This is a genomic window from Collimonas pratensis (assembly GCF_001584185.1).
Taxonomy (GTDB): domain Bacteria; phylum Pseudomonadota; class Gammaproteobacteria; order Burkholderiales; family Burkholderiaceae_D; genus Collimonas; species Collimonas pratensis.
In genome coordinates this window covers 4,548,570-4,562,109 of record NZ_CP013234.1, presented here as the reverse complement: position 1 = coordinate 4,562,109, position 13,540 = coordinate 4,548,570, and the positions used below count along the sequence as shown (strand labels likewise).

Genomic DNA, 13,540 nt, shown 5'->3' with positions numbered 1-13,540 from the left:
ATGACACGATATCTCTCTTCACAACTTTTATCCTTGCGTGGTCAGCGTGGACTTAAAGTCAATCGGGGCCAAGACCTGCCTGCGCAGCAGCGTGGATCGGTACTGATCATGGCGCTGATTTCGCTGTTGATCTTGATGCTGGCCGGCGTCGCGTTGATTAGCTCAACTAATACATCTCTGCTGACTGCCGGGAATCTCGCCTTTAAACGCGATTTGGCAAATCAGACTGAGCGAGCTGTCACAGCGGTAAGAGCGCAGTTCGTTAGTGGCGCGCTACTATCGCAAACAACTTTGTATACCGATCAATCTAGCCAAAACTATTGGGCCCATGCTTTGCCGTCGACAAACGCCAAGCTGCCAGGTATCCCAGATGTATTGCTCGCCTCGACAAAAGCCGACGATATCACCGATGCTGCGACGGGCATCAGGCTGCGTTATGTCATTGACAGAATGTGCATCTCTGGAACCGTTCCGGATAAGTCGATTTGTACGATGGGATCATTCGTGGATGACAAGAAGGGTACGGCCGGCGTGACCAAGGTAAGTGCCGGCCTGGGGCCAGTTTATCGGCTCACGATCATGGCGCTCGGCCCGCGCAATACCCAAACTTTTACCCAGATCACGTTCACTCATTAAAGTGTAGATGGCTGACTGTCATCGTTATGACTGTTCAGCATCAAACAGGAGCACCAATACATGAATCGAATTCGTAAGTCGCCACGAGCGTCCCTTTGGTTGAGTTGTCTTCTGCTTAGCGCCATGACGCTGGGCAGTGCGTCGACGGCACAAGCGCAAACCTCGCTGAACGATACGCCATTATTCAGTAACGTTATCGTGCCTTCTAACGTGCTGTTGGCCTTATCTGTGGAATATCCAACGGCGCTAAGTCGCGCGCATACCGATCCGTATGCCTCGGCCTCAACTTTTATCGGCTATTTCGATCCTGACAAATGCTACGACTACGATAATGTTAACGGCTACTTTGCGCCAAGCAAGGCTGCAAAAAGCCATGTCTGCTCGGGTCAATGGAGCGGCAATTTCTTGAATTGGGCAACCACGCCTACCATCGATCCTTTTCGTTGGGCGTTAACCGGCGGCTATCGCGTGATAGACACGACCACGACCACGGTATTGCAAAAGGGTTATATGTCGGGTCAGGCCACAACAGGGAATTTCCCGGTGCAGGCCATTTCCAAGGATTCTACGACGATCAGCGGCGCAACACCTTTCAGTGGCTGGAGCAATATTTATGTGCGTGTGTATAATTTCGGGACTTCGATGCGGGTGTCGAATAGCAACACCAGCCAGACAATCAGCAAAGATGATACTCCAAGCGCGTCTGCAGTTTTCGTTACTACTGCCTATACTTCGGGGGGGAAAAACATTCCGGCCTCAAGCAGGACTAACAGCGGGACTTTTGATATTCCAGTATTGGTCAAGGTATGTGATTCGACAGTATCCCTGGAGGCCAATTGCACCAAATACGGGTCCAATATTTACAAGCCGACGGGTCTGATTCAGAACAATGCTGATAAGTTACGGTTTGCAGCATTTTCCTATTTATATGATTCGAATCTTCAGCGCGATGGTGGTGTGTTACGTGCCAGAATGAAATCAGTTGGTCCTACTACACCTGTGCCGGGATCGACTAGTCTCAATAACCTTCAAAAAGAATGGGACCCTGCTACCGGTATTTTTGTCACAAATCCCGATAGTGCTGATGCTACGGCAACCGGTAGCGCTACTGCCAGCACTATTACTAATAGCGGCGTTATCAACTATCTAAATAAATTTGGCCTTACCAGCCTGGGGTATAAGACTTATGATCCGGTCAGCGAAATGTATTATGCGGCGCTTCGCTACCTCAGGCATGTAGGAAATGTCCCTGAATACACCAGCGGTTTGACTGCTTCCATGGCAGATGGTTTTCCTGTGATCACGACGTGGGACGATCCAGTTCAATATGCATGCCAAAAGAATTTCATTATTGGCATCGGCGACGAAAATACCCATGCTGATTCCAATCTTCCTGGAAGCACGATTGCCGGTGCTGGCATAGAGCCTACCATGCCAAGCAGCGTCGCCAACGACGTGCCTGCATCGAAGCAAGATAAGTGGCCATTTAGCGTTCAAGATGCGACCAATCAGGTAGGCATACTAGAAGGCATAAGCAACCTTGGAACAACTCATCCAACATGGTGTTGCAACCAGAATAGTTATTTTATTGCCGGTCTTGCTTATGCCGCGCACACCAGTGATTTGCGCCCCAACGATTTTCTTACTCAAAAGGCAAAGTTCACCACCACTGCGGCTACCTACTGGTTGGACGTAATGGAAGGTAATATTGAACGGAAAAAAAATCAATATTGGCTGGCAGCCAAATACGGTGGATTTGCCGTTCCTGCCGGCTATAGCACCTATAGCAATACAACGGCCCTTGCACAAGCTACGTGGAACAAGGCTGGCGATACGGATAGAAATGGTGATTTAAGACCTGACAATTACTATGACGCTGGTAAAGCAGCGTTAATGGTGTCTTCTTTAACCGATGCTTTCAAGAATATTAATTCGGCATCGCAATATTCTTCGGCGCTAACAATTGCCTCGCCGATAAGCGTCACCAGCGGCAACGCTAGCTATAGCACCCAGTATTTTGCATCCAATTGGTCAGGAGACGTGATTGGTAGCACGCTGACATTTGACGCAACAACGGGACAGGCGACGGCTGCGACCAATTGGAATGCTCGTTTGTTGCTTGAGACGCAGGCGGCGTCTACCGGGACAGGCAGTACGGCGGTCAATGGCTGGGACACAAAGCGATTCATTGCGACGAGTGATAGTGGCAAAGGCGTGGCCTTCCGTGCTGCCAATATCGCCAATGCCACTAATTCTGCCGCATTGACGGTGAGCGGAGTAACCAGCACCGACGTCGTCAATTTCTTGCGTGGCGACCGTAGCAAAGAGGGAGCTTCTTTCCGTCAGCGAGCTTATTTACTGGGCGACATTGTTTCGTCCAGGGCTTATCCGGTAGGAGTACCATCGGCGACTTATGCAGATACCAGCAACCCGGGCTACAGTGCTTTTGTCACCGCCCAAAAATCGCGCAAAACGGTAGTCTACGTGGGTGCCAACGATGGCATGCTGCATGCATTCGATGGAGCTTTAACAGGAACCGGCGGCAGCGAATTATTTGCATACGTCCCTAGTTTCCTGTTCAACGGACCGACTGCTACTCCTGCTGTAAATGGTCTAGCTTCGCTGACTAGCACCAATTACATTCATCACTTCTTTGTTGATGCGACACCGGTGGTGACCGACGTCAATTTCGGTAAAGCCGGTAGTGCTAACACGGGGGCTGATTGGCGATCCCTGTTGGTTGGTGGTTTAGGTAAAGGCGGTAAGGGCTACTATGCTCTTGATGTAAGCAATCCTGGCAACTTGAGTAATGAGACCAATCTTGCCAAAGCAGTGCTTTGGGAGTTCACGGATTCCACCATGGGATATAGCTATGGTCCGGCAGTTGTTGTAAAAACCGCTAAATACGGCTGGGTTGTCATATTAACGTCTGGTTATAACAATGCCGACGGCAAAGGTTATTTTTACATCGTTAATCCTACGAACGGGAAGTTGCTAGAGCCTCCAATTTCTACTGGTGCCGGCAGCACTAGTGCACCAAGCGGCTTGGCTCAGGCTGCAGCCTATGTCGGTGACTATACTGACTACACTGCTGATGCGGTGTATGCTGGTGACTTGCTAGGTAATGTGTGGCGTCTGGATTTAACCAAAACCACCGGTACCAGCTACGATGCTCCCACAAAGATAGCGTCGTTAACGGACCCATCTGCTGCTGCAGCCGTACAACCGGTAACAACGCGACCGTTGATCGAGGTTGACAAAAATTCATTGAAACGTTATGTGCTGATCGGCACGGGTCAACTACTCGCGGATACAGATATCAAGAGTAGTCAGGTGCAAACCTTTTATGCCATTAACGATGGCACCGGAACTGCATTTGATACTTCCGCCACGCTACCGGCGTCTGTCGGCAGCTATCCGATCACCCGGGCAAACTTGAATAATAATAGCGACGTGACAACGGGGATCGGCGCAACTCCATCCAAGCCATCTGGTTGGTATATTGATTTGGCAGTGAGTGCCAACAATATTGCTCGACGAGTTAGTTCGCAAGCCGCGGCAAATGGCGGCGTAGTCTCGTTTGCGGCGAATTTGCCCGATGGAGATGCCTGTACTCCATCAGGGAGCAATGATGTTTATGCAGTGAGTTACAGCACTGGCACCTCGCAACTGAACAACCTCGCTTTTGTAACTACATCTGGATTGAACAACGGTATTTACTTTGCCAATATTGATGGCAAGGTGAAGCTGGTGACTACCACCACCGCAGGTACTAGTAACATCCAGGATGGCCAATATAGCGTTAATAACCCGTTCAATCGCTTGAACTGGCGTCAGATTCCTATTATGAATTGAGCGGCTTGGATGATGTGTTATGGCGGCGGAAGGTGTTGCGGCAGAAAAGGGCGGTATGAAATGCCATGTATGTCGGTGGCTGGGCGTCGTGGTATCCCTTTCTGCCCATTTGATCATCATTTCATTTTGGTGGCATCAGAATAGTGCCATCGGCTTATCTTCTACATTCAGATATCCAGATCGAGCTGGGTACCTGGATGTGCGCTTGATTCGGGAATTGCCCCAGGCAATAGCACCAGCAAACGGCGAAGCGCCAATCGGGCAAGTGCGGCAACGTGAAGAGGCGTCGGTTGCCAATTTGCATTCCCATGTTGTGGATAACTTTACAACGACGCCGACGACGCTAATATTTTATAGCCCTCAAGAGGTTGATAAAGGCGCATTGCCATACAGCGCCCCAGATCCCGAATTGCTGACTGGACTAGTGGTATCGGGAGTGCCGATCCGTTTGAGGCTATATATTGACGCTAGTGGTTTGGTTACAGGAGTTGAGCAGCTGCAGGCCTTGCCGGATGATCAGGAGGCAGTTAACAGGATTGATAAAATGTTGCGCGGAACAACATTTATGCCCGCAAGACTAGGCGGGGTTGATGTCAACTCGTACCAGGACCTGGAATTTAATATAGGTCCAGAATTGAACAAAATCAGCGCACCACAATAGGTGGGCTGTAATAACCCTCACAAATCCCACTCATTAAAAAGTTGGTTTTATAGGAAATCAAATATATCGGCACTGCTGTCAGTATCGGTTCTGATTAATGAAGTGGGCTCAAACGGATAGCAATGGGAAAGCGACCTTCTCGAGGCGAACCAGATATTAATCGACGACGCTGAACATCCTGAAACAAAAAAACCGCATCAGCACTAGGCTAGAGGCGGGTTTCTGTACGTTGCTGGACTTCTTGAAACGTGTGATAGGTGGAGTTGAATAATGCTTGCAAACCCAATTATTGAAATGGTTTATTTTCCTATTTATTGAAATGTACCCGCACTGATACCCGCAAAATTTTTTCCTTATCTATCCTATCAACTTCTATGACCGGTTTCTCCTTCAAGTCTTGAATAAGGCAGCTCTTCACTGCCGCTTTTGCTTTTGTGCGCACATATCCCGATTGAGTAATCATAGATTGCGGCTTCTGAGTCAATGAATGCTGGTAGCCGAGTGGCTGCCATTTTCAGAAGATAAATGAGCCCGGATTGGAATTAAATACTCATTATTAATGCTCTTACTGATAACATTGCCGAAAATAAATTAATTATTGGCGAGGAATTATCGTTATGAAAAAAAACAGCGCGCCTATGGCAAAGATTCTCAAGGCGACGGCATTGGTTATAGGATGTTCGGGAATTTTCATTACAGGTATTTCAAGCGCGGCAATCGAAGCGCAGGTGAGCCAAAGCAGCCACGATGTCGATGCGGCCCGGGCCATGCTTGATTCTTGGACAGGATATGGCCCGCTTTTGAACCAGGCGAAACAGAAACTCGATGGGGTGCTGGGGGCCGATCCTCAAAATTACTTGGCGCTTAAGGAAATGGCTCGCTATGAAATAATGGCTGGCCTTTTGAACTCACGTCGAGTGCAGTACGGAGCACATTACTACCAGGTCGGAAATTATGTCCCAGGCACGCTGGAGCAGGCAGAAGCGACAGTCCGGGAGGCTATCCAGATAAAGCCTGACTTCGCTGAAGGCTATGTGTTACTCGGCCATATTCAGACACAGCAGACTAAACTGGTCGAAGCTGAACAGTCCTTGCGTCAAGCAGAGAAGCTTGGAACCAATGACCCATGGCTGGAAATCAACTGGGGTTCGTTGAATGATGCCCGGGGCGAATATTTAACGGCTATTGATCGGTGGCAACGCGTGCTGAAAAGCGGTGCCACCAACCCAAAGGCCTTGGGTGCAACGTATAGCCTTCTGGTCAGATGCTACACGCGGTTGGAAGATCAGGAAAAGGTTATCGCTCTTTACAAAGATCAGATCAAGCGGTATCCAAATAATGCCTGGCCGCGAGGCAATCTGGCGGAATATTTAACTTCCACACTCGACCGCAATGACGAGGCAATCGAGCAGGCTACCGCGGCACTGAAGATCATGAACTACAGGTTTGCTCAGAAAGCTCTCGCATGGGCGTTGTATCGGAAATGGGCTGGCATGGTGACGCAAGGAAAAGAGGCTGGTGCGGAGGAATATTTTCGGGCGGCTTTGACAATTGACCCGAAACTCGATCAGGTCATGGCTTATGGCGGCTCTGAGCCGGCAGGCGCGAACTTGGCAAAAGCGCTTAGCACTAAGAAGGGCGTATCCATAGATTCGCGTGCTGAAGACGGATCGACTGCTCTTCTCTTAGCGACGAATCTGAACCGAGTTAAATTGGTTCAAGCCTTGCTCGACTTAAATGCCAATCCAAACCTGCCTGATAGGAACGGTTGGACACCACTGCTCAGTGCGGCCGACGAAGGTAATGCTGAAATTGTCAGTATGTTACTTGCAAAGGGAGCCGATATTCGGGCCAAAAAAGGGGGCTGGGATGCAGTAGCTTTCGCGCAGCGAAAAGGCAACTCTGAACTTGCGGCAATGCTTAAGAAGCGGGCCGAGGACGCAAAGTAACCGGTCCGTGACTGGGTTAATCTTGTTTTCCCGTGTGCATTTAATCCTTAGATGCAAAAGATGTTTTTTATGAAGTCCTGTTCTGTGAAAATAAAGTAGACCGTTTTCGGGCGATTTATGACTCACAAGAAATTTGGAGTTACCTTCCAAATTGCGTTTGAATTAATGAACATAAATCGCCCCGTCTTGATCTTGGATTATGGTGTGGTAGCCGCAGGGAGGTTTCCATGCCCTGACGCTTGTAAACCATCTGCCAGCGCTTTATACCAGTGGGTTCAACCAATATATATAAGCCGTGCCCGTCGCCAATTTTGTATCTTTTGGGGCGCGGTTTTAGCTCGGCAATCTGCGTTTCAGTCAGCGGCGTGGCTAATTTAGGCATTTTTGTTGGTATGTGATTTTGTTGAACGTCCTCGTATCAACAAGGGTACCAACATAAACTTTGGATTGCAATGGACGCTAAAAACGCTCCAGAAACAAAAAACCCGCATCAGCACAAGGCTAGAAGCGGGTTTCTGTACGTTGCTGGACTTCTTGAAACGTGTTCTTGGTGGTGATAGGTGGACTTGAACCACCGACCCCAGCATTATGAGTGCTGTGCTCTAACCAACTGAGCTATATCACCAATGAAGCCCTAAATTATGACGCAATTCTCCAAATGCTGTCAAGAAAAACAGCTTCTGATGCTGCAAATTGGCAACCGGGACGCATTCTCAGCGGCTTAGCGCGCTTGTCACAGTCGCAAGCACCGTCTCCGCGACCTGGTCGCCGATGCAGTCGATCACGATCCGCTCCGGCATGGCGCGCAGCCAGGTGAGCTGGCGCTTGGCCAGCTGGCGGGTAGCGGCGATGCCTTTTTCTCGCATTTCCTGATAGCCGTACTGGCCATCCAGGTATTCCCAGGTCTGGCGGTAGCCGACGCAGCGCATCGAGGGCAGGCCCAGGTGCAGGTCGCCACGGGCGCGCAGGGTTTCTACTTCGTGGATCAGGCCGCCGCTGTGCGGATCCAGCATGAGGTCGAAGCGCTGGGCGATGCGGCCGTGCAGGACGCTGCGGTCGGACGGTTCGAGGGCGATCGGCAGAATGTCGAACGGCAGTTCCGGCGCCGGCTGGTTGGTCAGCAGAGAGGACATGGTCTGGCCGCTCAGTTCGATGATTTCCAGGGCGCGCTGGATGCGCTGGCTGTCGTTGGGTTTGAGGCGTTCGGCGGTGGGCGGGTCGAGCAGCGCCAGTTTTGCATGCATGCCGGGCACGCCGATGATGGCGGCTTCGGCGTCCAGGCGGGCGCGCAGCGCCGGGTCGGCTTGCGGCAGGGTGTCGAGGCCGTCGCGCAGGGCTTTGAAGTACAGCATGGTGCCGCCGACCATCAGCACTTGCTTGCCGCGCGCGTGGATCTCGGCGAACAGGCGCAGGGCATCGTCGCGGAACTGCATGGCCGAGTAGGATTGCGTCGGCTCCATGATGTCGATCAGGTGGTGCGGCACGGCGTCCAGTTCGGCACGGCTGGGCTTGGCGGTGCCGATGTCCATGCCGCGGTAGACCAGGGCCGAATCGACCGAGATGATTTCTGACGGGATATGGCGGGCGATTACCAGCGCCGAGGCGGTCTTGCCGGAGGCGGTCGGGCCCATGATGGCCACTACCAGCGGCTTGCGGGCTGCTGCGGGTGTGCTGCTGTGCTCTGCCATCACTGGCCGCGCAGGAAAAGTTTGTCGAGGTCGGACAGCGCCAGCTGGCTCCAGGTCGGGCGGCCGTGGTTGCACTGGTCGGCGCGTTCGGTGGCTTCCATCTGGCGCAGCAGGGCGTTCATTTCCGGCGCTGTCAGGCTGCGGTTGGCGCGCACCGCGGTGTGGCAGGCCAGTGTGCCAAGCAGCTCGTTGCGGCGTTCCACCAGGACCCGCGAGCCACCGAATTCACGCACATCGCGCAAGACGTCGCGCGCCAGCGTCTGCGCATCGGCGTTCTTCAGCAAGGCCGGCACCGAGCGCACCGCCAGGGTGGTGGGCGAGATCGCTGCGATGTCGAAGCCGAGCGCGTGCAGGGTTTCCTGGTTTTCTTCGGCGGTGCCGACTTCGACTGCATCAGCGAAGAAGGTCACCGGGATCAGCAGCGGCTGCACCTGCATGGCGTCTTCATCGAGGGCGCCCTTGAGCTGTTCATAAAGGATGCGCTCGTGGGCGGCGTGCATGTCGACCAGCACCAGGCCTTTGGTGTTCTGCGCCAGGATGTAGATGCCGTGCAGCTGGGCCAGGGCGAAGCCGAGCGGGAAATCGTCGCTGGGCAAGGCCTGGCTGGCCGCTTGCGGCAGCGCTGGAAATCCCGGATTGCCGCCGTTGGCCGAAGTAGGGCGGGCGCTGTCCGCGAACAAAGCGCCATAGTTGGCGGTGCTTTGGGCGACGCCCGTGGCGCCATGGGCGAACTGCGGGCCGAACGAGGTTTGCTGTTGCGGCACCAGCGAGGCATCGCCCGGTTGCAGGATCGCCTGCAGATGTTCTTGCGAGCCGCGGATCCAGGGCATGGCGCCGCTGGGCGACGGCAGCGGCGCCGGCGTCGCGCCGAAGGACGTGGCGGACGTCTGCGCCAGCGCTCGGCTTACTGCATGGAACACGAACTGGTGCACGGCGCGGCTGTCGCGGAAGCGGACTTCGATTTTCGATGGGTGGACATTGACGTCGACCAGCGCCGGATCGAGGTCCAGTCCCAGCACATACGAAGGATAGCGGTCGCCGTGCAGCACGTCCTGGTAGGCGGCGCGCACCGCGTGCACCAGCAGCTTGTCGCGCACGAAGCGGCCGTTGACATAGAAGTACTGGGCATCGGCGCGCGCCTTGGAGGCGGTCGGCAGGCCGACGAAGCCATGCAGGCGCAGCGGCCCGGCGGCTTCGTCCAGCGCCAGGCGGGCGTCGGCGAATTCGTTGCCGAGGATGCCGGCGCTGCGTTTGCCGATTTCCGTGACCATCCAGTGATCGATGGTCTTGCCGTTGTGGGTCAGGGAAAACGCCACGTCCGGCCGCGCCAGCGCGATACGCCTGACCACTTCTGCGCAATGGCCGAATTCGGTTTGTTCGGATTTCAGGAATTTGCGCCGCGCCGGCGTATTGAAATACAGGTCCTGGACGTCGACCGTGGTGCCTTGTGCGCCGGAGGAGGGCGTCACCGCCTGGGTGCTGCCGTCGATTTCGGAGGCATGCGCGGCGTCGGCCGTGCGCGAGGTTAAAGTTAGTTGCGAGACTGATGCGATCGACGCTAGCGCTTCACCACGGAAGCCCAGGGTGGCAACGTTTTCCAGGTCGTGCAGCGAGGCGATCTTGGAGGTGGCGTGGCGCGCCAGCGCCAGCGGCAATTGTTCCGGCGCGATGCCGCGGCCGTTGTCGGTAATGGCGATGCGCTTGACGCCGCCTTGTTCCAGCCGCACCGTAATTTGGCTGGCGCCGGCGTCGAGGGCGTTTTCCAGCAATTCCTTGACTACGGCGGACGGCCGTTCGACGACTTCGCCGGCTGCAATTTGCGAAATCAGGTTGTCTGGCAACTGCTGGATGGAGCGGATAGGGGAGAGCGGTGCATTCATGCAGCGATTATACCGAAGCCGGCGTTGCCGGTTGCTCGGGCTTACGCAAGCAAACAATTGCCAAAACCGCCTTTGCCCACTCTGCGGTAGTGTATTATTCCGGCGCACCCTGAGGAAAAGCTTGCCGGCTTTGGCCGGCTGGATAGGCAGGAATGCATCATGCGGCGGCCGCATTGCGGTCGGTCCGGTGAACTTTATTCAACAAAGGAAAGTCAGTGTGCATAGACTTTTCAAATATAAAAGCGGTTAACTGAGGAACAAGGACTATGGACTTTATGCAATTCATCGACGTCATCCTGCACGTCGATAAATCCCTGGGCTTCCTGATCAGGGAATATGGCACGCTGGTCTACATGGTCCTGTTCCTGATCGTTTTCTGCGAAACCGGCCTGGTGGTGCTGCCTTTCCTGCCCGGCGATACCTTGCTGTTCATCGGCGGCGCCTTCTGCGCCAACGGCGAGATGAACATCTGGGCGCTGATGGGCCTGCTGATCATTGCGGCAACCACAGGCAATACCCTCAACTACTGGATCGGCAGCCTGATCGGGCACAAGGTCTACACCCACGATTACCGCTGGCTGGACAAGAACGCTCTGCAAAAGACCCATGCCTTCTATGAGCACCATGGCGGCAAGACCATCATCCTGTCGCGTTTTGTGCCTATCGTGCGGACTTTCGCGCCGTTCGTGGCGGGCGTGTCGGAAATGAATTTCTCCAAATTCCAGTTCTTTAATATTACCGGCGCCCTGATCTGGGTGGTCGGCCTGGTTTCGGCCGGCTATTTCTTCGGCAATATCCCTGTGATCCGCGATCACCTCAACACCATCGTGCTGGTCGGGGTCGGCGCGGCAGTGGTGCCGGTGGCGCTGGGTGGCTTGTGGAAGTTCTACAAGAAGATGCGCGGCGCGTAAGCAGCTAAACACGGTTTGAAATGCAACAAGGGCGCGCTGCAGATTTGCAGCGCGCCCTTGTTGTTTTGGCATCGTTCCGGCTTGACGGGTTTCAGGTCAGGACATCAGGTTAGAACATTTCTTGCCAGCGGTGGATTACGGGCAAAGTACTTCTTGATGCCTTTCAGGATGGCATCCGCCATCTGGTCCTGGTAGGCATTGTCGGTCAGCTTGGCTTCTTCTTCCGGATTGGAGATGAAGGCGGTTTCGATCAGGATGCTCGGAATGTCCGGCGCCTTCAGCACGGCAAAGCCGGCCTGTTCCACCGAGCCTTTGTGCAGCTTGTTGATGCCGCCGATTTCGCCCAGTACCGCGCCGCCCAGCTTCATGCTGTCGCTGATCTGCGCCGTGGTCGAGAGGTCGAGCAGCACGCTGGCCAGCTGGCGGTCATGGCTCTTGATGTTGATGCCGCCGATCATGTCGGCCGAGTTTTCCTTGTTGGCCAGCCAGCGCGCTGCGGTCGAGCTGGCGCCTTTTTCCGACAAGGCAAACACCGATGAGCCGCGCGCCGACGGCGTTACAAATGCATCGGCGTGGATAGAGACAAACAGGTCGGCCTGCACCTTGCGCGCTTTTTGTACGCGCACGCCGAGCGGCACGAAGAAATCGGCGTCGCGCGTCAGCATCACCCGCATGTTCGGTTGCTGTTCGATCCTGGCCTTGAGGCGCTTGGCGATCGACAGCACCACGTGTTTTTCGTGATTGCCGCCGCTGCCGGTGGCGCCCGGATCTTCGCCGCCATGGCCGGGATCAAGCGCGATGGTGATCATGCGCGTCAGGTTGGATGTGCGGTCCGGCTTGGGATCGATTTTGGCGATCTGCGGCTGTTCCGGCTGCGGCTGCAAGGGCGGCGTCGGTTTCGGATCAGGCTTGGTCTGCGCCACCGGTGGTGCTACTTCGCCCGGATTGGCGGAGGGCCATTCGCCTTTTTCGATCATCATCGCGATCGGGTCGGGCGGGTTGACCGGATACAGGTCGAACACCAGCCGGTGCTGGTAGCCGGCCACCGGCGGCAGCGTGAAGACCTGGGGTTTGACTTCTTCCTTGAGGTCGAACACCAGGCGCACCACGCCCGGGCGGTTTTGGCCCACACGTACCTGCTTGATATAGGGATCGTTAGGCTGGATCTTGGCGACCAGTTCCTTCAGCGTCGAATTCAGTTCGATGCCTTCGATGTCGACCACCATGCGGTCCGGATTCTGCACCACGAAGTGCGTGGTTTTCAGGTCCGAATCGTTTTCCAGGGTGACGCGGGTGTAGTCGTCCGCCGGCCAGACCCGTACCGCAACAATTTGCGCGGCGCGCGCCACGCTTGGCACCAGCACTGAAATGAGCAGGGTGCCGCCCGCCTTCAAGACGGTGCGGCGGGTCTTCGATGTTAGAGGTTTGGTGCAAATTTCAGTCGAGCGAGACATTGACTACCCTTATCAGATAACGCCTGCAATTCTACATCACGTCCCGTGTTGGAAATACTGGAAACATGGGAAACGCTGAGTAATACGCTGATGTCGGGTGGCGGCAACGCTGCGGCGGCTTTTTCCGGCCATTCGACGATGCAGATGGTGCTTTGGTTGAAATATTCGCGGAAACCAGCCTCCAGAAATTCGTCCGGACTGGCCATCCGATACAGGTCGAAGTGCATGATTTCGACGCTGTGTTTGTCTATCTGGATGGAATAAGGTTCCACTAAAGTATAAGTGGGACTTTTTACATGGCCCTGGTGACCGGCGGCATGCAGCAGCGCGCGCGTCAGCGCGGTCTTGCCTGCCCCCAGATCGCCATGCAAATGGATCGCCAAACCGGGCAGCAAAGCACGCGCTAGAGCGGCGCCCAAGGCATTGGTGCCGGCTTCATCATGCAGGTGGGTTGTAAAATGCGGCATCTCGTAACATAGTCCTTCTATAGTAAATTCAATTGTGTC

10 protein-coding genes and 1 tRNA gene are annotated in these 13,540 nt (G+C 54.5%); 5 read left to right on the top strand and 6 right to left on the bottom strand.

All coding sequences use genetic code 11. The annotated features are described in order from the left end of the window. From CPter91_RS20310 to CPter91_RS20290, 4 genes are all read left to right on the top strand, one after another. Complete coding sequence (locus CPter91_RS20310; RefSeq protein WP_150119765.1) at window positions 1–636, top strand: pilus assembly PilX family protein; 636 nt, start codon at window positions 1–3, stop codon at window positions 634–636. Window positions 637–759: 123 nt separating this feature from the next. After that, window positions 760–4,491 (top strand): pilus assembly protein, encoded by a 3,732-nt coding sequence (locus tag CPter91_RS25965; RefSeq protein ID WP_167595198.1) that lies wholly within the window; start codon window positions 760–762, stop codon window positions 4,489–4,491. Between the two features lie 19 nt (window positions 4,492–4,510). Further along, on the top strand, window positions 4,511–5,152 hold the full coding sequence (locus CPter91_RS20295) for a hypothetical protein (RefSeq protein ID WP_061943360.1): 642 nt from the start codon (window positions 4,511–4,513) through the stop codon (window positions 5,150–5,152). Between the two features lie 617 nt (window positions 5,153–5,769). Further along, entirely contained in the window at window positions 5,770–7,101 is a 1,332-nt protein-coding gene (locus CPter91_RS20290) for an ankyrin repeat domain-containing protein (protein WP_061943357.1), read from the top strand. A 139-nt stretch (window positions 7,102–7,240) separates the two neighbouring features. Here the strand turns inward: CPter91_RS20290 and CPter91_RS26690 are convergent, their stop codons facing one another. The 4 genes from CPter91_RS26690 to mutL form a co-directional block, all read right to left on the bottom strand. Beyond that, entirely contained in the window at window positions 7,241–7,483 is a 243-nt protein-coding gene (locus tag CPter91_RS26690; protein ID WP_150119764.1) for an Arm DNA-binding domain-containing protein, read from the bottom strand. Window positions 7,484–7,649: 166 nt separating this feature from the next. Further along, window positions 7,650–7,726, bottom strand: a tRNA-Met gene (locus tag CPter91_RS20285). A gap of 88 nt (window positions 7,727–7,814) precedes the next feature. Continuing rightward, on the bottom strand, window positions 7,815–8,789 hold the full coding sequence (gene miaA / locus CPter91_RS20280; protein WP_061943354.1) for a tRNA (adenosine(37)-N6)-dimethylallyltransferase MiaA: 975 nt from the start codon (window positions 8,787–8,789) through the stop codon (window positions 7,815–7,817). Continuing rightward, on the bottom strand, window positions 8,789–10,669 hold the full coding sequence (gene mutL / locus CPter91_RS20275) for a DNA mismatch repair endonuclease MutL (protein WP_061943351.1): 1,881 nt from the start codon (window positions 10,667–10,669) through the stop codon (window positions 8,789–8,791). Before mutL ends, miaA begins: the two co-directional genes overlap by 1 nt. 266 nt (window positions 10,670–10,935) lie before the next feature. Between mutL and CPter91_RS20270 the strand changes: the two genes are divergently transcribed. After that, on the top strand, window positions 10,936–11,580 hold the full coding sequence (locus tag CPter91_RS20270) for a VTT domain-containing protein (protein ID WP_061943348.1): 645 nt from the start codon (window positions 10,936–10,938) through the stop codon (window positions 11,578–11,580). Window positions 11,581–11,684: 104 nt separating this feature from the next. On the opposite strand, the gene CPter91_RS20265 is transcribed toward CPter91_RS20270, so the two are convergent. Together CPter91_RS20265 and tsaE are read right to left on the bottom strand one after the other, a co-directional pair. After that, window positions 11,685–13,034, bottom strand: coding sequence for an N-acetylmuramoyl-L-alanine amidase (locus CPter91_RS20265; protein ID WP_061943345.1), 1,350 nt, complete (start codon window positions 13,032–13,034; stop codon window positions 11,685–11,687). Further along, window positions 12,998–13,501, bottom strand: a complete 504-nt coding sequence (gene tsaE, locus CPter91_RS20260) for a tRNA (adenosine(37)-N6)-threonylcarbamoyltransferase complex ATPase subunit type 1 TsaE (protein WP_061943342.1) — start codon at window positions 13,499–13,501, stop codon at window positions 12,998–13,000. Before tsaE ends, CPter91_RS20265 begins: the two co-directional genes overlap by 37 nt. Window positions 13,502–13,540 lie beyond the last annotated feature (39 nt).

Excerpts from the sequence above, each read along its gene's own strand:
- mutL (WP_061943351.1), bottom strand. The coding sequence starts at position 10,669 with ATGAATGCACCGCTCTCCCCTATCCGCTCCATCCAGCAGTTGCCAGAC.
- CPter91_RS20270 (WP_061943348.1), top strand. The coding sequence starts at position 10,936 with ATGGACTTTATGCAATTCATCGACGTCATCCTGCACGTCGATAAATCC.
- miaA (WP_061943354.1), bottom strand. The coding sequence starts at position 8,789 with ATGGCAGAGCACAGCAGCACACCCGCAGCAGCCCGCAAGCCGCTGGTA.
- CPter91_RS20295 (WP_061943360.1), top strand. The coding sequence starts at position 4,511 with ATGGCGGCGGAAGGTGTTGCGGCAGAAAAGGGCGGTATGAAATGCCAT.
- CPter91_RS20265 (WP_061943345.1), bottom strand. The coding sequence starts at position 13,034 with ATGTCTCGCTCGACTGAAATTTGCACCAAACCTCTAACATCGAAGACC.
- CPter91_RS25965 (WP_167595198.1), top strand. The coding sequence starts at position 760 with ATGACGCTGGGCAGTGCGTCGACGGCACAAGCGCAAACCTCGCTGAAC.
- CPter91_RS26690 (WP_150119764.1), bottom strand. The coding sequence starts at position 7,483 with ATGCCTAAATTAGCCACGCCGCTGACTGAAACGCAGATTGCCGAGCTA.
- tsaE (WP_061943342.1), bottom strand. The coding sequence starts at position 13,501 with ATGCCGCATTTTACAACCCACCTGCATGATGAAGCCGGCACCAATGCC.
- CPter91_RS20290 (WP_061943357.1), top strand. The coding sequence starts at position 5,770 with ATGAAAAAAAACAGCGCGCCTATGGCAAAGATTCTCAAGGCGACGGCA.
- CPter91_RS20310 (WP_150119765.1), top strand. The coding sequence starts at position 1 with ATGACACGATATCTCTCTTCACAACTTTTATCCTTGCGTGGTCAGCGT.